The organism is Pseudomonas sp. WS 5412 (assembly GCF_012985615.1).
GTDB lineage: Bacteria > Pseudomonadota > Gammaproteobacteria > Pseudomonadales > Pseudomonadaceae > Aquipseudomonas > Aquipseudomonas shahriarae.
On the sequence record NZ_JAARMB010000007.1, the window covers coordinates 96,231 to 113,782 of the forward strand.

General features: G+C 61.4%; 16 protein-coding genes and 1 pseudogene. 3 read left to right on the forward strand and 14 right to left on the reverse strand.

Features of this window, described 5'->3' with window-relative positions; translation table 11 throughout:
• Both cyoB and cyoA read right to left on the reverse strand, forming a co-directional pair.
• On the reverse strand, window positions 1-2,019 hold the full coding sequence (cyoB, locus tag HBR94_RS11775) for a cytochrome o ubiquinol oxidase subunit I (protein WP_057444528.1): 2,019 nt from the start codon (window positions 2,017-2,019) through the stop codon (window positions 1-3).
• A gap of 3 nt (window positions 2,020-2,022) precedes the next feature.
• Window positions 2,023-2,961: a ubiquinol oxidase subunit II gene (cyoA, locus tag HBR94_RS11780; protein WP_029300208.1), complete on the reverse strand. Its 939-nt coding sequence runs from the start codon at window positions 2,959-2,961 to the stop codon at window positions 2,023-2,025.
• Window positions 2,962-2,988: 27 nt separating this feature from the next.
• Between cyoA and HBR94_RS28955 the strand changes: the two are divergent.
• Window positions 2,989-3,203 (forward strand): annotated as a pseudogene (locus HBR94_RS28955) (hypothetical protein).
• 77 nt (window positions 3,204-3,280) lie between these two features.
• Here HBR94_RS28955 and HBR94_RS11785 read toward each other — a convergent pair.
• The 3 genes from HBR94_RS11785 to hmpA all read right to left on the reverse strand — a co-directional run bounded on the left by HBR94_RS11785 (window position 3,281) and on the right by hmpA (window position 5,685).
• Window positions 3,281-3,601 (reverse strand): hypothetical protein, encoded by a 321-nt coding sequence (locus HBR94_RS11785; RefSeq protein WP_162947692.1) that lies wholly within the window; start codon window positions 3,599-3,601, stop codon window positions 3,281-3,283.
• Between the two features lie 155 nt (window positions 3,602-3,756).
• The gene (locus tag HBR94_RS11790; protein WP_057958354.1) at window positions 3,757-4,263 is read right to left on the reverse strand and encodes a disulfide bond formation protein B; all 507 of its coding nucleotides are present in this window, start codon (window positions 4,261-4,263) and stop codon (window positions 3,757-3,759) included.
• A gap of 240 nt (window positions 4,264-4,503) precedes the next feature.
• On the reverse strand, window positions 4,504-5,685 hold the full coding sequence (gene hmpA / locus HBR94_RS11795; RefSeq protein WP_170044839.1) for an NO-inducible flavohemoprotein: 1,182 nt from the start codon (window positions 5,683-5,685) through the stop codon (window positions 4,504-4,506).
• A 156-nt stretch (window positions 5,686-5,841) separates the two neighbouring features.
• Between hmpA and norR the strand changes: the two genes are divergently transcribed.
• Complete coding sequence (gene norR / locus HBR94_RS11800) at window positions 5,842-7,383, forward strand: nitric oxide reductase transcriptional regulator NorR (RefSeq protein WP_057958352.1); 1,542 nt, start codon at window positions 5,842-5,844, stop codon at window positions 7,381-7,383.
• Between the two features lie 57 nt (window positions 7,384-7,440).
• Here norR and HBR94_RS11805 read toward each other — a convergent pair whose 3' ends face one another.
• Entirely contained in the window at window positions 7,441-8,352 is a 912-nt protein-coding gene (locus HBR94_RS11805; protein ID WP_170044840.1) for a DMT family transporter, read from the reverse strand.
• A gap of 136 nt (window positions 8,353-8,488) precedes the next feature.
• Here HBR94_RS11805 and HBR94_RS11810 point away from each other — a divergent pair, with 136 nt between their 5' ends.
• A complete protein-coding gene (locus HBR94_RS11810) occupies window positions 8,489-9,364 on the forward strand; it encodes an AraC family transcriptional regulator (protein WP_169960559.1) in 876 nt (291 codons plus the stop codon).
• 31 nt (window positions 9,365-9,395) lie between these two features.
• Here the strand turns inward: HBR94_RS11810 and dacB are convergent, their stop codons facing one another.
• The 8 genes from dacB to HBR94_RS11850 form a co-directional block, all read right to left on the reverse strand.
• On the reverse strand, window positions 9,396-10,850 hold the full coding sequence (gene dacB / locus HBR94_RS11815) for a D-alanyl-D-alanine carboxypeptidase/D-alanyl-D-alanine-endopeptidase (protein WP_170044841.1): 1,455 nt from the start codon (window positions 10,848-10,850) through the stop codon (window positions 9,396-9,398).
• Between the two features lie 69 nt (window positions 10,851-10,919).
• The gene (locus HBR94_RS11820; RefSeq protein WP_170044842.1) at window positions 10,920-13,343 is read right to left on the reverse strand and encodes a TonB-dependent receptor; all 2,424 of its coding nucleotides are present in this window, start codon (window positions 13,341-13,343) and stop codon (window positions 10,920-10,922) included.
• 110 nt (window positions 13,344-13,453) lie between these two features.
• Complete coding sequence (gene ykgO / locus HBR94_RS11825; protein WP_020297337.1) at window positions 13,454-13,603, reverse strand: type B 50S ribosomal protein L36; 150 nt, start codon at window positions 13,601-13,603, stop codon at window positions 13,454-13,456.
• A gap of 102 nt (window positions 13,604-13,705) precedes the next feature.
• Window positions 13,706-14,683: a FecR family protein gene (locus tag HBR94_RS11830; protein WP_057958349.1), complete on the reverse strand. Its 978-nt coding sequence runs from the start codon at window positions 14,681-14,683 to the stop codon at window positions 13,706-13,708.
• Window positions 14,680-15,258, reverse strand: a complete 579-nt coding sequence (locus HBR94_RS11835; RefSeq protein ID WP_115127456.1) for an RNA polymerase sigma factor — start codon at window positions 15,256-15,258, stop codon at window positions 14,680-14,682. Before HBR94_RS11835 ends, HBR94_RS11830 begins: the two co-directional genes overlap by 4 nt.
• A 7-nt stretch (window positions 15,259-15,265) precedes the next feature.
• Window positions 15,266-15,592, reverse strand: coding sequence for a DUF3325 domain-containing protein (locus HBR94_RS11840; protein WP_057437857.1), 327 nt, complete (start codon window positions 15,590-15,592; stop codon window positions 15,266-15,268).
• The gene (locus HBR94_RS11845) at window positions 15,592-17,166 is read right to left on the reverse strand and encodes a PepSY-associated TM helix domain-containing protein (protein ID WP_170044843.1); all 1,575 of its coding nucleotides are present in this window, start codon (window positions 17,164-17,166) and stop codon (window positions 15,592-15,594) included. Before HBR94_RS11845 ends, HBR94_RS11840 begins: the two co-directional genes overlap by 1 nt.
• Window positions 17,163-17,465, reverse strand: coding sequence for a DUF3649 domain-containing protein (locus tag HBR94_RS11850; RefSeq protein ID WP_057437853.1), 303 nt, complete (start codon window positions 17,463-17,465; stop codon window positions 17,163-17,165). The genes HBR94_RS11845 and HBR94_RS11850 overlap by 4 nt, the downstream gene beginning before the upstream one ends.
• Window positions 17,466-17,552 lie beyond the last annotated feature (87 nt).

Sequence of the window (17,552 nt, forward strand, 5' to 3'; positions counted from 1 at the left end):
TTAAGCCTGTTCCAACGAGGTTTCAACACGGTTGGCCGGAATCTTCTTCTCGGCTACCAGGCGAGCGTGCTGCTCGGCTTCGATGCGCTCGATCACGTCGACCGGCACCATGTAGCCTTGATCATCACGCGCCGCGTGGATCACGAAGTAGATCACGGTGCCAGCCAGGCTAGCGATGGCCAGCCACCAGATGTGCCAGATCATCGCGAAACCGAAGACCGTCAACAGCGCGCCCATCACCACGCCAGTGGCGGTGTTGTTCGGCATGTGGATCGGTTCGTAGCGCACAGGTCGCTGGTACGCAGTACCGTTTTCCTTGGCTTCGGTGAACGGGTCGATGGTCTCGGCCTTCGGCAGTACAGCGAAGTTGTAGAACGGCGGTGGCGACGAGGTCGACCATTCCAGGGTGTGTGCATTCCATGGGTCGCCGGAGTCGCAGGCGTTTTGCTTGCGGTCACGGATACTCACGTACAGCTGGATCAGCTGGCAGGCGATGCCGACAGCGATCATCACCGCACCGAACATGGCGACGTACAGGTACGGCACCCACTCAGGGTTGGTAGTGGCGTTCAGACGACGGGTCATGCCCATGAAGCCCAGTGCATAGAGCGGCATGAACGCGACGAAGAAGCCGGTGATCCAGAACCAGAACGCAGCCTTGCCCCAGCCTTCGTGCAGCTTGAAGCCGAACGCTTTCGGGAAGTAGAAGCTGAAACCAGCGATGTAGCCGAATACCGCACCACCGATGATCACGTTGTGGAAGTGCGCGATCACGAACAGGCTGTTGTGCAGCACGAAGTCAGCACCCGGGATGGCCAGCAGTACGCCGGTCATGCCGCCGATGGCGAACGTCACCATGAAGCCCAGGGTCCACAGAACCTGGCTGGTGAAGCGCAGGCGGCCGTGGTAGATGGTGAACAGCCAGTTGAATAGCTTCACCCCCGTCGGGATCGAAATCAGCATCGTCGCCAGGCCGAAGAAGGCGTTGACGCTGGCCCCCGAACCCATGGTGAAGAAGTGGTGCAGCCAGACCATGAAGCCCAGTACGGAGATCGCGCCCGAGGCGTAGACCATCGAGTGGTGACCGAACAGGCGCTTGCCGGTAAAGGTCGAGATCACTTCGGAGAAGATACCGAACGCTGGCAGGATCAGGATGTACACCTCAGGGTGACCCCATGCCCAGAACAGGTTCACGTACATCATTGGATTGCCACCAAGTTCATTGGTGAAAATGTGGAAATCCATGTAACGGTCAAGCGTCAACAGTGCCAGGGTAGCGGTCAGGATCGGGAACGAAGCCACGATCAGAACGTTGGCCCAGGTGCAGGTCCAGGTGAAGATCGGCATGTCCATCAGCTTCATGCCTGGGGTACGCATTTTCAGCACGGTGGCCAGGAAGTTGACCCCCGTCAGCGTCGTACCTAACCCGGATAGCTGTAGCGCCCAGATGTAGTAATCCATCCCCACGCCCGGACTGTATTGCAGCCCCGACAACGGCGGATAGGCAACCCAACCGGTCTTGGCGAATTCGCCGACGCCCAGGGACAGGTTGATCAGCACCACGCCGGAAACCAGCAGCCAGAAGCTCAGGGAGTTGAGGAACGGGAACGCAACGTCACGCGCACCGATCTGCAGCGGCACTGCCAGGTTCATCAGGCCGGTGAAGAAAGGCATCGCCATGAAGATGATCATGATCACACCGTGGGCGGTGAAGATCTGGTCATAGTGTTCAGGCGGCAGGTAGCCAGGCGAACCCTCGGTGGCCATGGCCAACTGGGTACGCATCATGATTGCGTCGGCAAAACCACGCAGCAGCATGACCATGGCGACGATGATGTACATCACGCCGATTTTCTTGTGGTCGACCGACGTCAGCCACTCGGTCCACAGGTAGGTCCACTTCTTGAAGTAGGTGATTGCCGCAAACAGTGCCAGACCACCCAGCGCGATCATGGCGATGGTCACCATCACGATCGGCTCGTGGAATGGGACCGCTTCCCAACTTAATTTACCAAACATCGTTTACTCCTCTGCCCCGGCAGCTGAATGCGAATTTGCGTCCGTCCCTTCCACAGCAGCCACTTCTTTCTTCTCGTGCTTGACCGGCTTGCCTGGTTTCATCCCTTCATACTTGTCGATGATTTTCTGAAACAGGTCCGGCGTGTACGAGGAGTACAGCTCTACAGGGTTGTTCTGGCTTGGCTTGGCAAGGGCTTCGTATTCAGCTTTTTCAAGCTGTTTTGGTGAGCTCTTGGCTTCTTGTACCCAGGCGTTGAAGTCTTCCTGGGTGGTGGCGATTGCTTTGAATTTCATGCCGGTAAAGCCCGCACCACTGTAGTTGGCGGAGATACCGTCGAGCTCGGCGTTCTGGTTGGCAATCAGGTGCAGCTTGGTCTGCATGCCCGCCATCGCGTAGATCTGGCCACCCAGGCCCGGGATGAAGAACGAGTTCATCACCGCATCCGAGGTCACTTTGAAGTTGATCGGGGTGTTGGCCGGGAACACGATCTTGTTGACGGTGGCGATCCCTTGCTCGGGATAAATGAACAGCCACTTCCAGTCCAGCGCGACCACTTCGATAGTGATTGGCGGCACGTCGGATTCCAGCGGACGGTAAGGGTCCAGCTCGTGGGTCGACTTATAGGTGATGTAACCCAGGGCGATAATGATCAGTACAGGTACCAGCCACACCGCGATTTCAATCTTGGTGGAGTGCGACCACTTCGGCGCGTAGGTCGCCTTGGTGTTGGATGCGCGGTATTTCCAGGCGAACGCGAAGGTCATCACGATCACCGGCACCACGACCAACAGCATCAGCAAGGTGGCCGTGATGATCAGGTTACGTTGCTCTACGCCGACCTGACCCACAGGGTCGAGCAGCGTCCAGTTGCAGCCTCCCAGCAATAACATGCCGAAAAGCGGCACTATGCCTAGTAATCGGGTGTACCTGTTTTTACTCATCTCACGACCTCTAAAGCAGCTTGCGCAATGCAGTTGGGTTTTGATCGCCAACACTTCACCCTGCCAAGGGTTGGCATTTCTCTTCGATTGAATAAGGGCCTGCCCGGCGCTTCATGCGCTGATCGACACGTCCAGGTCTGGCGGTGAATTCTTATTCGATTTCGTTGGTCAAAGGCCTTGTTACAGACCAATTCCATTTGGTGCGGATAGTTGAAAGGCTGCCGGCACCTGGGGTCGCATGAAGCATTGTTTCCGCCTCTCGACCGCCCTATTTGCTCAGGGTTGAGCAGCACCGGACACTCAGTGCGGGCGATTGTAGTTAGCTGGCGATGTATAAACCATGACCTATAAAGAAATAATTTTTATCGTTTCCAGCAATAATCCTGCGCCATTGTTGCAAAGGTTCGGGATCGTATCGCGTTTGATTCTCAACAAAAACCCCAAAAAAAGCCGTGTTATTGCCCATTCTGTCGCACCCAGAGACCTCTTCCAGGGTCGCCAAACCCCAGGCAAGCCCGCTAAAAACAAGGCATTCGCCCATCACTGGATGTTCTGTAGAGCACGCCGCGCGCGGGGTCGGCCAGGGTGGAAAATGACAGGCAAAAGCGCCCAACCCATGGTCGATTAAGCGCTGTGCCATGGGGTATGAAATGTCCTGCGGCGCCCTCAGTGTGACAACGTGTCGCACGTTGCGCGCAGCCAATCTTGTCCAGCGTCATGACCCCTTCACAAAATGCCCACACACAAAAACGCCCCTGCCTGCATCAGCAGGACAGGGGCGTTTTGTAGGACGATTTAAGCGTTGTGCTTGCGATTACGGTAAATGCCCAGGGGCACCAGGATCACCGTCAACACAAACGCCACCAGCGCCCACTGGGCCAGGGACAAGCCCAGGACCGGCGGGTACGGGGTACTGCAGAAACCATCGACCTGGAAGCCCAGGGGGAAGATCTTCGCCAGGGGCAGGTCATCGACAATCGGCTGCAGCACATCGACGCCACAACTGATGGTTGGATAGAACTGGGTGTACACATGATGCCCGGCGGCAGCGACACCACCGAGGGCGCTGAGCACGACCAGCACTTCAAAGACCGTGACACTGCGCTGGGTGCGCATGGCCGCGCCAATAAAGGCAAAGAGCGCAATCAGCAACAAGGCATAGCGTTGCAAGATGCACAAAGGGCATGGCGCTTCGCCCAGCACTATCTGCATATAAAGCGCGCCACCGATCAGCGCCAGGCAGATGATGCCCAGCAACACCAGGAAGCGCCGCTCACGGCCCAACCGCATTTCGTCAATCATCCCCGTTTCCCTTTGCCTAATGATGGGTATGCCAATGGCCGCAAGTTTACACACAGGTGGTGAAAATTTAGCAGTAGGCGTCGCAATCTTAGGCGCAGGCGGGTTAACGACACATTAATGTGGTGGTCTTTCGGGCCTCTTCGCGAGCAAGCCCGCTCCCACATTTGAATGTATTCACAGATCAAATGTGGGAGCGGGCTTGCTCGCGAAGAGGCCAATACGGTGTTGAAGAGCGGCCGCTTATTCCAGCGCCGCCGCCGGCCCGAAGAACTCATACCGGCTCTGCTTCTCAGGCACACCCAAAGCCTTGAGGTGACGCTTGATCGCGCTCATAAAACCCTTCGGCCCCAGGAAGTAGGCATCCACATCACGCTCTTCGGGCAACCACGCCGCCAGTTGCTCCTGGGTCAGCAGCCCGAGGTTGTCCGCCGCCGGGCTGATGCCGTCGTCTTCGGCATAGCAGTAAAAGCGCTGCAGTTGCGGATGGCGCGCAGCCAGGGCATCGACCCAATCGCGGAACGCATGCACGCCGCCATTGCGTGCGCAGTGGATAAAATGCACCGGGCGCTCGGTGGCCAGGGCCGCTTCCAGCATCGGCAAGGTCGGGGTGATGCCCACCCCGCCGCTGATCAGTACCAGGGGTTTGTCGCTGGGCACCAGGGTGAACTCCCCCGATGGCGGGAACAGGTCGATGGTCGCGCCCACGTGCATCTGGTCATGCAGGTAATTGGACACGCGCCCGCCCGCTTCACGCTTGACGCTGATGCGGTACAGGCCCGCATCGGTGCGCGCCGACAATGAATAGTTGCGGCGCACTTCTTCGCCATCGAGGATCAGCTTCAGGCCGATGTACTGGCCGGGCTCGGCGGTGAGGATCGGGCCATTGTCCACCGGGGCAAAGTACAGGGAGACGATTTCACTGCTCTCCTCCACACGCTTGACCAGCAGAAACGCACGCGCCCCGCGCCAGCCGCCAACGGCCTGGGCTTTTTCGTCGTAGATGGCGCTTTCTGCGCCGATCAGAATGTCGGCCAACTGACCATAAGCCGCGCCCCACGCGCTCATCACTTCTGGGGTGGCGATTTCGTCACCCAGCACCTCGGAAATCGCCCGCAGCAGGCAGCTGCCGACAATCGGGTAGTGCTCCGGGAGGATTTGCAGGGCCACGTGCTTGTTGATGATCTTGGCCACCAGGTCGCCCAACTGATCCAGTTGGTCGATATGCCGGGCGTACATCAGCACGCCATTGGCCAGGGCGCGGGGCTGGTCGCCGCTGGCCTGGTGGGCCTGGTTGAACAGCGGGCGCACTTCGGGGTACTCGGAGAGCATCATGCGGTAGAAGTGGGTGATCAGGGCTTCGCCACCGCTTTCGAGCAGCGGCACAGTGGACTTGATGATGGCACGGTCTTGAACGCTAAGCATGGGGAGACTCCTGAGCCTTTAAGGCTTCTGAATGATTACCCTGTAGCAGTCAGTATTCATGCCAACTAATAAACCCTTTATTATCAAGAACTTAAATTAAACATAGTCAATATGACTTCCTACACCTTATAGTCATTAGGACTACAAGGAGTCATTATGACTGCACACTCCCTGCTCACCACCCTGCTGCCACTGGTGGCTGACCTGTCCCGTGAACTGCCGGAAGGCGAGCGTTACCGACGCCTGCTGCAAGCCATGCGCACCCTGCTGCCCTGTGATGCCGCCGCGCTGTTGCGCCTGGACGGCGAATGGCTGGTACCCCTGGCCGTGGACGGCCTGAGCCCGGACACCCTGGGCCGTCGCTTCAAGATCAGCGAACACCCGCGCTTTGCCGTGCTGCTGAGCAGCCCCGGCCCGACCCGCTTTGACAGTGACAGCGAACTGCCCGACCCCTACGACGGCCTGGTCGATGGCCTGCACGGGCATCTGGAGGTCCACGACTGCATGGGCTGCCCGCTGTTTGTCGACGACCATCCCTGGGGCCTGCTGACCCTGGATGCCCTGGACACCGAGCGGTTTGACCGGGTCGAACTGGACGCCTTGCAGGCCTTCGCCAGCCTCGCCGCCGCCACGGTCAATGTGGCCGAACGCATGGAGCACCTGGCCCTGCGCGCCGAAGACGAACACCAGCGTGCGGAAATCTATCGCCAGGCCAGCGGCCAGCAGCACAAGGAAATGATCGGCCAGAGCAAGACCCACAAGCGCCTGGTGGAAGAAATCAAACTGGTGGGCGGCAGCGACCTGACCGTGTTGATCACCGGTGAAACCGGGGTCGGCAAGGAGCTGGTGGCCCAGGCCATCCACGCTGCCTCGCCCCGCGCGGAGAAGCCGCTGATCAGCCTCAACTGCGCCGCCCTCCCGGAAACCCTGGTGGAAAGCGAGCTGTTCGGCCACGTGCGCGGCGCGTTTACCGGCGCGCTGAACGAGCGTCGGGGCAAGTTTGAATTGGCCAACGGTGGCACCCTGTTCCTCGACGAAGTGGGAGAGTTGTCGCTAACAGTCCAGGCCAAGCTGTTACGCGTCCTGCAAAGCGGGCAGTTGCAGCGGCTGGGTTCGGATAAGGAGCATCAAGTGGACGTGCGCCTGATCGCCGCCACCAACCGCGACCTGGCCGCCGAGGTGCGCAACGGCCGCTACCGCGCCGACTTCTATCACCGCTTGAGCGTGTACCCCCTGCAAGTGCCGGCCCTGCGTGAACGCGGGCGCGATGTGTTGTTGCTGGCGGGATTTTTCCTCGAACAGAACCGTTCACGCATGGGCCTGGGCAGCCTGCGCCTGACCAGCGATGCCCAGGCGGCATTATTGGCTTATGGCTGGCCCGGGAATGTGCGCGAGCTGGAACACCTGATCGGCCGCAGCGCGTTGAAGGCCCTGGGCAATTGTCGCGAGCGACCGAAGATCCTCAGCCTCAGTGCCAAGGACCTGGACTTGCCCAATGACTCTGCGCCCTTGATAGAGGAGCCTGGCGAAATCCCCGTGGTGACTGGCGATCTGCGCCAGGCCACCGAGCACTACCAAAGGCAAGTGATCAGCGCCTGCCTGGAGCGCCACCAGCACAACTGGGCCAGCGCCGCCCGCGAACTGGGCCTGGACCGCGCCAACCTGGGGCGCATGGCCAAGCGCCTGGGCCTGAAGTAACGCGGATCACACTGTGGGAGCTGGCCTGCCAGCTCCCACATTAGATCTTCTTGCACATTAGGTTTGCTTCGGTTGCAAAAGCGGGCTCACAGGCGCAACCGCCCTGGGCTTACGAAACACCAGCACATTCCCCAGCATCACCAATACCAACCCGGCCAGCGCCGTGGCGCTCCATTGGTAGCCTTCGAACAGCGCCGAGACGTTCAATGCCACCACCGGGAACAGCACCGTGCAATACGCCGCCCGCTCCGGGCCCATGCGGCCGACCAGGGTCAGGTACGCGGTAAAGCCAATCACCGAACCGGGGATCACCAGGTACAGCAGCGAACCGATATAGCGGGTGTTCCACTCCATCTCAAACGGAATGCCCTGGACCACGCAGTACAGCGCCAGCATCGACGCGCCATAGGCCATGCCCCAGGCGTTGGTGGTCAACGGCCTGAGCCCGGCTTTCTGTTGCAGGCTCGACAGCATATTGCCTGCCGAGAAACACAGGGTGCCCAGCAGCGCCAGGCCCAGGCCCAACAGTGTTTCGGGGCTGGCGGTATGCCCGACCAGTTCCGGCCAGAACAGCAGCCCCAGCCCCAACAACCCAAGGCCGCCGCCCAGCAGTACATTGCGCGCAACTTTCTGGCCGAAGAACACCCGCGCATTCAACGCATTCCACAGTGTCGCGGTGGAGAACACCACGGCCACCAGGCCGCTGGGGATCCACTGGCTGGCCGTGAGGAAGCACATGAAGTTCACACAAAACAGGCACAAGCCCTGGGCCAGACAGATCAGGTGACCCCGACGGTTCATCACCTGCAATTTGCGGCTGAGCAACAGCAGCCCAAACAGCACCAGTGCCGCCAGGCCGAAGCGGTAGACGATCGAGACCGGAATTTCCACCACGCCCAATTGCCACTTGAGGGCAATCCAGGTGGTGCCCCAGATCAGCACGGTCAGTAAATACAGGGATAGGTTCATGGCGCACTCCGGTGGTTGAGCCACAGTTTCACCCCGCCTTGCTGCTGGGCACTTGCAGATTCTTGCGCTTTTGTCGGGCCGAGGGATCACAGCGCCAGCCGCCGGGAGTAGGATGCAAGGCGTCGGAGAGAACCCCATGTCTGTACTGGAAAACCTGCAAGTCTTCAAAGCCCTGAACAGCTCGCCCAACGCTCGCCTGGAGCTGTCTGCCGAGCTTGGGGACGGCTTGTCTGCAGCTTTGTGGAGCAACCACCACGATGCCCAGGATTACCAGGCGCCCAGCCATCACACCTTGTCTTGCTATGTGGCCGGCGGCACCGGCACTTTCCGGCGCAACCAGCCCGGTACCAAGGGCGGCCCCGACAAGCTGTGCATCCTGCCCGCCGAGCATCAGTCGGCCTGGGTGATCAATGGTGAAATCCGCCTGGCCCATGTGTACTTCAGCCCCGAGCAATTTGCCCTGGGTTGCGTCACCCTGCTGGACCGTGAACCCCGCGCCTTGCAACTGCGCGAAAGCACCTTTCTGGAAGACGAACAGCAAGCGCGACGTTTTCATCAACTGATCCGCCTCAATTGGCAGGAACCGGCAGAACGCTTGCTGACCAGCAGCCTGGCCTTTGAAATGCTCAACCACACCCTGCTCAGCCAGGTCGGCCTGCGTGAGGGGTTGCGACTCAAGGGCGGCCTGGCGGCGCACCAGCGCCGGCAGTTGGTGGAGTACATCGACCAGCAACTGGCCGAGCCGATCAGCCTTGGGCAACTGGCGGGGCTGTGCGCCTTGTCGGAATACCACTTCGCGCGGATGTTTCGCACAAGCTTTGGCCTGCCGCCCCATCAATATGTACTGGCCCGCCGCCTGTCCCGGGCCCAGGCCCTGTTGCGCAGCGGCTCACTGCCGCTGGGGGAAATTGCCCTGGCGTGTGGGTTTTCCAGCGCCAGCCACTTTACCAACCGGTTTCGCCAGGCAATGGGAGCGACACCGGGGGAATACCGGCAGGCGTTCCAGCCCTAGAGGCCTTACACAAAACCAATGCGTGCGGGTTTCAATCGAGGCTTTGTGCCAGGACCACGGCCAGTCGATCTTCCAGCGCCTTGATCCGGCTCCCCTGCACCACATAGTTGTTGGTCAGCATCGAAAACACCAACCGCCGCCCACCCGCATCGGTGATGTAGCCCGTCAACGAAGACACCCCACCCATCGACCCCGTCTTGGCCTGCAGGTTGTTTTGCGCCGCTGTCCCGCGCAGGCGGTAACGCAGGCTGCCTCCGTCCAGCCGGTCCGGGTTGCCGGCGATGGGCAGTGCGTCGTACCAGGCGTTGAACCACGGCTGCTTGTTAATGGCCAGCAACAGGTCGGTGAAGTTCTGCGCCGACACCAGATTACGTCGCGACAAACCCGAGCCATCCACCTGGCTTAATGTCGCCGGATCCAGGCCCTGGCGCTTGATAAAGTCGGCGACCGCCGCAACCCCGGCCGCCGCCGTGCCGGCATTCGCCTGCTGGCGCCCCATGGCCTTGAGCAGCGCTTCGGCCATGCTGTTATTGGACAGTTTGAGCAAGGGCCTGATCAGCTCCTGCAACGGTGCCGACTGGTGTGTTGCCAGGACAGTGGCGGTCGCCGGACTCACACCACCGACCACCCGCCGCCCCTGCACGCTGATCCCCTGCTCCGCCAAGGCCTGGGCAAACAGATTGGCCACCAGTTGCGTCGGCTCCCACACGCTGACCCATTGGCGGCTTTGCTTGCCCGGCGGTAACGCGCCGCTCAGGCGCAGCAGGTTGCTGCCATGCTGGCGATTGAGCCCATAGCTATTGCCCGGGCCGCTGACGGCCAGGTTGCTGAGCTGTACATAATCGGTGGGCGGACTCAGGGTGACATTCACCAACTGGCCGACCGTTGTGGGCGCCTTGGCCGTGACGATCAAGGTGCCCGCATCAAAATCAGCATTGGGTGACACGGTCAGCGCGGAAATCTGCGCGCCGTAATACTTGTCTTCGTCGTCATGGGCCCAATCCACACCCAGGCGCTCGGCGTCGAACCAGCTGTCATCGAACACCATATCGCCCTGGACCTGACGGATGCCCTGGGCGGCGAGGCTCGCCGCCAGCGCCTGGTAATCCGCCCACTGGATCGTCGGGTCACCCAGCCCCCGCAGGTACAGGTTGCCCAGCAGGCGCGTGCCCTGTTGGCTGCCATTGCTCAACAACTGCGTAGAAAACCGATACTGCGGGCCCAGTACATCCATGGCCGCCGCAGTGGTCAGCAGTTTCAGGCTGGAGGCCGGCACCAGCCGCGTGCGTGGGTTGTGCTGGTACAGCGTGTTGCCGCTGCGAGCATCACGCACCATCAGCGAAACACTGGCACCCGCCAAGGCAGGATCAGCCAACAATTGGTCCAGCGCCTGTTCGCCGGTTTTCGAAGGCGTGGCACAGCCACCCAATAACAGGCTCACGCCCACCAGCATGGCGCTGGTGTGTATCCATCGTCCCAACTGCATCAAACCGTCCCGGCAATCATCAAAGAGCGCAACGCTAGCAGCTCAGGCCGCCAGCGTCATCGCCGACGGTCAGAACTCCAGCGTACTGGACAACGATACCTGGCGCGCATCGCCCATGGACACAAACAAGCGGCTGACGGCCGAGGTGTAGTAGGTACGGTCAAACAGGTTCTTCACATTGAGCTGGAACTTGACCTTCTGCCCGTCGACCTTGGTGTCATAGGTGGCAAACGCATCGGCCACGGTGTAGCCCGGCAGGTCGAAGCTGTTGAGGGCATCGCCAGCCCGCTCGCCCACATAACGCGCACCGGCACCGACGCGCAGTTGGTCGCCGCCGACGATAGTGCCGAAGTCGTACACGGCTGAAACAGAGCCGGAGTTTTTCGCCACGTTCTGCAGGCCCTTGCCTTTGTAGGTCAGGTCTTCGGTGACCTCGGCATCGGTGTAGGCATAGCTGCCGATCAGGCTCCACTGGTCGGTCAACTGCCCACTCAGGTCCATTTCCAGGCCACGGGAGCGCACCTTGCCGGCGACGCTGTAGATCGAGGTCGCGCCCTCGGTGATCGACACCAGCACGTTGCGTTTTTGGATATCAAACAAGGCCACGTTAGCGGTAATACGCCCCGGCATATCGAGCTTGGCCCCCAGCTCCCAGGATTTGGACTGTTCCGGGGCGATGCTACCGTCGATCACCATCTTGTTGTCCAGCGGCGCAATGGTGGAGTTGGGTTTGAACGATTCGGTGTAGCTGCCATAGAACGACAGCTCATCGGTGTAGCGATACACCAGGCCGGCACGAGGTACCCACTTCTGGCCGTTGCTGTTGGTGTTGGCCGTGAACGGGCGGCCCTTGCCGGCGTATTGGTCGTATGCCTGGAAGCGCGCACCGCCGACCAGGATCCACTGGTCGGTGAGGTGAATGGCGTCCTGGAAAAACACCGAATCGCTGCGCAGCAGGTCGGTCTGGTTGCTGTCCGGCGCGCTGACGTTGGTGCCCGCCACTTCGCGGCCGTACACCGGGTCGTTGTAGTTGAACACGCTGCGGCTGGCCTGGCGGATCAGGTCAGCGCGGTAGATTTTGCGGTACTCGTCATCCAGGCCGAATACCAGGTCATGGCGCATGCCGGCCAAGTCCACCTTGCCTTCAAGGCTCACAGTAGTGAAGCGGTCGGTGGTCAGCGCGCCCTGGGTGCCGTCCATGTTGCGCGTCAAAGTGCCATTGGCATTGACCTTAGTCACGCGCACCTGGCTGGCGTCGTAGGTTTCGCGGTTCCAGCTGTAGCCGAAGTGGGCCGTCCAGTCGTCGTTCAGGTCGTGGTCGACTTGGACGCGATACAGGTCCGAGCGGCCTTCCATATTATTGAAGGGCTCATCCAGGCGGCGCGTGGCGGGGATGTCCAGCGGGTGATTGGTCTTGGGGTCGATGGCCGTGCCACGGTCGAACGGTGAGAGAAATTCGCGGTGCTCGTAGGCCAGCAGCACCTGGGTCGTGTCGCCGTACCAGGCCAGGGACGGCGCGATCAGGCTTTCGCGATAGGTGCCGAAGTTGCGCCAGTAGTCCTCATCCTGATGGTCGACGATCAAGCGGTAAGCCAGGCCGCTGTCGCCCAACGGGCCGGTGGTGTCGAGGTTGCCGCCGCTGCCGTTCTTGCCGCTGCCATAGGTCGAGCCACGCACGGTCAAGGCGGTGGATTGGGTCAGTTCGGGTTTCTTGCTGACAATGTTGATCACCCCGCCCGGGTCCTGGATGCCATATAGCAACGACGCCGGGCCCTTGAGCACTTCGACGCGCTCGGCGGTTTCGTTCAGCGCCCGGCCTTGCACCACGGGCATGCCGTCGCGCATGACCGAGCCATTGCGGTTGTCGCCAAAGCCACGCAGCATCACCGCATCCTGGGTGCTGCCCAAGGTGTTGGTCTGGGTGATGCCGCTGATGTTGGCCAAGGCATCATCGAGGTTGCGCGGCACCTGGTCGCGCATCACCTGGGCCGGCACCATGTTCACGGTTTGCGGGGTTTCCAGCAGCAAGCCCTGGGAGCGCATCACCGAGCTGGTGGGCGGTGGCTGGTAGCTGGTGGTTTGCTGCTGGTTGACACCGCTGATGGTGGTGGCGCCGAGGTTGACCGCGCCTTCGCTAGGCAGCGGTTCCAGGGCCAGGGTGCGGGCGTCGATCTGGCGGAAGGTCAAGCCGGAGTTGCCCAGCAGGCGCTGCAGAGCCTGGGCGGCACTCATCGGCCCACTGACGGCCGGGGCGTTGAGGGTGTAGGGGGCTTCGTCGGTGTAGACCACGCTGATGCCGGTCACCCGGCTGAAATCGCTCAGGGCCTGGGGCAACGGCTTGGCCGGCAGCGCAAAGCTGAAGACTGCGCTCTGCTCCTGCGCCGCTTGCGCCAGGCTCAGGGGTTGTAATGCCAGGCCTGAAGCGGCCAGAAGGGAGGCTCCCAGCCACTGTTTAACCGAACCGCCTACCGCCGATTTTGCCCTGGACTTCATGCTTGAGAACCCGTGTAGAAAACGCTGTTAATGCGAATTGATCGCAGTTTCAAGCACTACACGGATGGCGTGGGGTTTTACCTCAGGTGAAATTGAAAATAATTTCAACATCAGCCTTTATTCTTGTTTTTCGCCCCGCCCTGCCGGGCCTTGAAGCGTGGGTTGGATTTGCAGATCACATAGATCCGCCCCCGGCGCTTGACGATCTGGCAGTCGCGATGACGGTTCTTGGCTTCTTTGAGGGAGGACAGGACTTTCATAGGGTGGCTCCTTTGCATGAATGTAATAACATATCATAAATGCAAATAAGAATAATTATCAACTTTCTCTTCAGGCGTTCACGATTCCTGTGGGGCTGGTTTTTAGCGGACCACGATCAACCGCCCCAACACACTGTGCTGCTCAAAGCCCAGCACCGCTTGCAATGCCTTGAGCACCGCCTCGGGGTCTTTGCTCGGAAAGCTGCCGCTGACCCGGCGGGCGCCGAGTTCGTCATTGAACAGCAGGATGCGGCCGGGGTAGTAACGGCCCAGGTCCTTGACCACATCGGCCAGCGGGGTCTTGTAGTAGTTGAGCCAGCCATCGCGCCAGCCCAGGCGCGATTCACTGTCCACCGCATGCCGCTCATCAGCCACACCCTCGGCGTAGGCCACTTGCTGGCCGGCCGTCAGTATTTGCTGAGGACCCTGGGCCGACGGCGTAACCCCTACCCGCCCCGACAGCACCGTCACCTGGGCGCCCGCCGGTTGCAGGCGCACTTCAAATTGGGTGCCCAGCACCCGCACTTCGCCGCTGTCGGCGTGCACCACAAAGGCTTGCCCGGTGTGGGCCACGCTGAAGAAACCGGCACCGCGACGCAATTGGATATGCCGCTCACCGTGACTGAAATCCACGGCAATCGCGCTGTCGGCATCCAGGGTGACTTGGCTTTGATCAGCCAGGGTCACGGTTTTGACTTCACCCGGCGCACTGACGTAATCGGCGCCCAGGTCATCGACCCAGCGCTGCGGCTGCCACCCCGCGCCCAGCGACACCATCAGCACCAGGCACGCCGCCACTGCCAGCGCTGCAGACCAGCGGCGCATGCGGGAGCCTTTCGCACCGTCCATGGCCTTGAGGTAACGCTGCAAGGCCAACGCGTCTTCGTCAGCCAGAGTACTCGCCGGGACTTCGCTCAGTTCCCACAGCACCTGGGCCTGGGCATACGCCTCGACATGGGCCGGGTCGGCACGCAACCAGTGGCTGAAGGTAGCCTGGTCGCCACTGCTCGGCGCATCGTGCAGCAGGCTGAGCCAGGCCAGGGCGGCCTGTTCCTGGGCGGGTGTCGGGGTGACGTTCACGGTGCTTTCCCTGGCGAGCGTGGCGGATGGGCTTGCCGAAGGCTGGCTTTGCAGGCCTCGAGGGCGCGCATCATATGTTTTTCCACGGCACTTTGGGACAGGCCCATGGCCTTGGCGATTTCTGCGTATTTGCGCCCGTGGATGCGGTTGAGCAAAAAGATCTGCCGCGTACGCTCCGGCAAGCTGCGCAGCGCCGCTTCGACATGGCGCAGATCGTTGCCCGCTTCCAGCGCGGCCTGGGGCTCGGAGCTGTGATGGTCGTGCTGCTCCGGCATCCAGCCTTCAGTGCCGCGCACCCGCGCGTTTTCGCTGCGCAGGTGGTCGATGGCGATATTGCCGGCGCAGCGCAGCAGGTAGGTGCTGAGTTCTTCGACCTGCACCAGGGGCCGGCGCCAGAAACGCAGAAACAGGTCCTGTACCAGGTCCGCTGCCGTCGCCCGGCAGCCTACGCGGCGACTGACCAACGCCTCCATCTGTGAACGCTGGGACAAAAATACCTGCAGGAAATGTGCGCGCCCGCCCGACGCTTCTGCGTGGGGCTGATCCTGGGACTCGGGCGGCGTGGCGATCATCAAAAGGCGCTCAGAGGGTCGCGAAAGCCGCAACGGGGCTGACCAGCAGGCCGACGCCCGCGAGAACCAGGGCCAGCCTTGGCCGATACGGCAACAGCAGCACCAGCAACAGCCCGCTGAGCATCAGCACCGCGCACCAGTCCACCAGGCCCCGGCTCCAGCCGGCCATGTGTACCGCCGGCCAGATCGACAGCCCCAGCAACAACCAACCGCCCACGCGCAACCCCAGGCGCCGTCGTGGCGAAGGCTTGCTGTGCAGCAACTCGCCATGGTGACGGTCCAGGGACAGGCACAGTGCAACAAAGCCCGCATAGCACAGCAACAAGGCCAGCAACATCAGTGCACCTCGCTTTTGAGGGTCAGTGGGCGGGCGCGCTCGGCCCGGGGCTGGGCGGCGCTGCGGTGCTGCATTTTCCAGGCAGCCCAGGCCAGGAACAGGCCGCTGCCCAGGCAGGTCAGGTCAAAGCCGGCCATGGCCCAATCACCCTTGGCCACTGACACGCCCAGGTGCTCGGAGGTGGTCAGCGCATTGAGCAGCGGCACCGCCATAAACAGCACGGCGCCCAGGCCCAATTGCTCGATCCAGGCACGGCGGCCACGGCGCAACATGGCATGGAGCAGGGTCAGGCCCCAGGCGATAAAGAAGCTCTGCACTTCCCAGTGCGAGCGTTCGGCGAAGCTCACAGGCAGCAGGCGATTGGCCCAGAAAAACGCGGCAATGGCGATGACCAGCCCGGACATGCTGGCAATGTTCAGCACTTCCACCAGGCGCAACTCAAACGGCATCACCCCGGTCTTTACATGCTTGAGCTGACGCTTGCCCAGCCAGATCACCAGGCCGGTGCCAATCATCGCCGTGCCCGCCAGGCCGCAGATAAAGTACAACCAGCGCAGCAGCGGGCCGGCGAAGTGCCCCATGTGCAGGCCATAGAAGCTGCCGCTGATCGCCTTCGGCAGCGACTGTTCGGCACTCACCCGCAGCAGTTCGCCGGTGGAGCCATTAAAGGACACGGTGCTGCCGAAATCATGCACCACCCGGTCAGAACCGGCGCGGGAGACATTGACTGCGGCATTCACATCGCCGGGGTTGTTCACCGCCAGCCGCCCCACGTGCCCACCGTCCCACTGCGCCCGTGTCTGTTCTACCAGCGGCGCCAAGGGCAGCAGCTTGCCCGGCTGGCCGAGGGCCGGTGCGTTGTTGGTGGAAGGGAACAATTCATTGAAGAAGGCGCGGGTGTCGCCGTCATAGGACGCAAGGATGCTGGCGGGCATGACCATGGTCATGAAAATCACCAGGCTGCTGTAGGTGATCATCAGGTGGAACGGCAACACCAGCACGCCCACCGCGTTGTGCCCATCGAGCCAGGAGCGCTGGCCCTTGCGCGGGCGGAAGGTGAAGAAGTCCTTGAAGATTTTCTTGTGGGTGATGATCCCGGTGATCAGCGCGACGAACATCACCATCGCCGCAATGGTCGACAACCAGCGACCCCACGGGTGAGGCATCTGCAACTGGAAGTGGAACCGGTAGAAGAACTCGCCGCCCATGGTTTCCCGGGCCTGGAGTTGCTCGCCGGAGACCGGGTCGAGCATTTTTTCAATGAAGTTGCCGCGCCGGCCAGGGTCGACCTTGTCTTGCCACATCACCGACAAACCGGGGTCGCGGCTGTTGGGCAGGCCGATAAACCAACGCGCCGCCGTGGGGGCGTGCTGTTCCAGATAGCTTTGCGCCACGGCCACACTGCGTGCATCGTCCACCGCATGGGCGGGCACTTCCGGCTGCATCCAGTGGGTGATTTCGCCCTTGAAGTAAGCCAGGGTGCCGGTGAGGAAAATCGCGAACAGCAACCAGCCGAAAATCAACCCGGCCCAGGTGTGCAACCAGGCCATGGCCTGACGGAAACCCTCTTTCATGGGCGCGCCATCCAATAGGCCAGGCCTGCCAGGGTGGCCAGTATCGCGCAGGGCACCAGCACGCCAAACCAGGCGCGGGCGGCACTGCGGCAGGCAAAACACCAGATCACCGCCAGCAGGTAGAACACAAAGGAACTGAGCATGCCGCTGACCACCGCATCGGCGCGGGAGATTGGCAGCCACAAGGTCAGGCACACGCTGGCCAGGGACGCCAGCACATAGCCACCGACCACAGCCGCCAGCACCCGCGACGTCACGCCGAGACGATAGGAAACAGGAAGTGATGCTTTGCTTTTCATGCCAGTGGAACCTGGTTATCAGGGGCGGGAGTTTAATGATAATTATTCTTATAAGCAAAAGAGAACGGATGAAGCGAATACCCACAG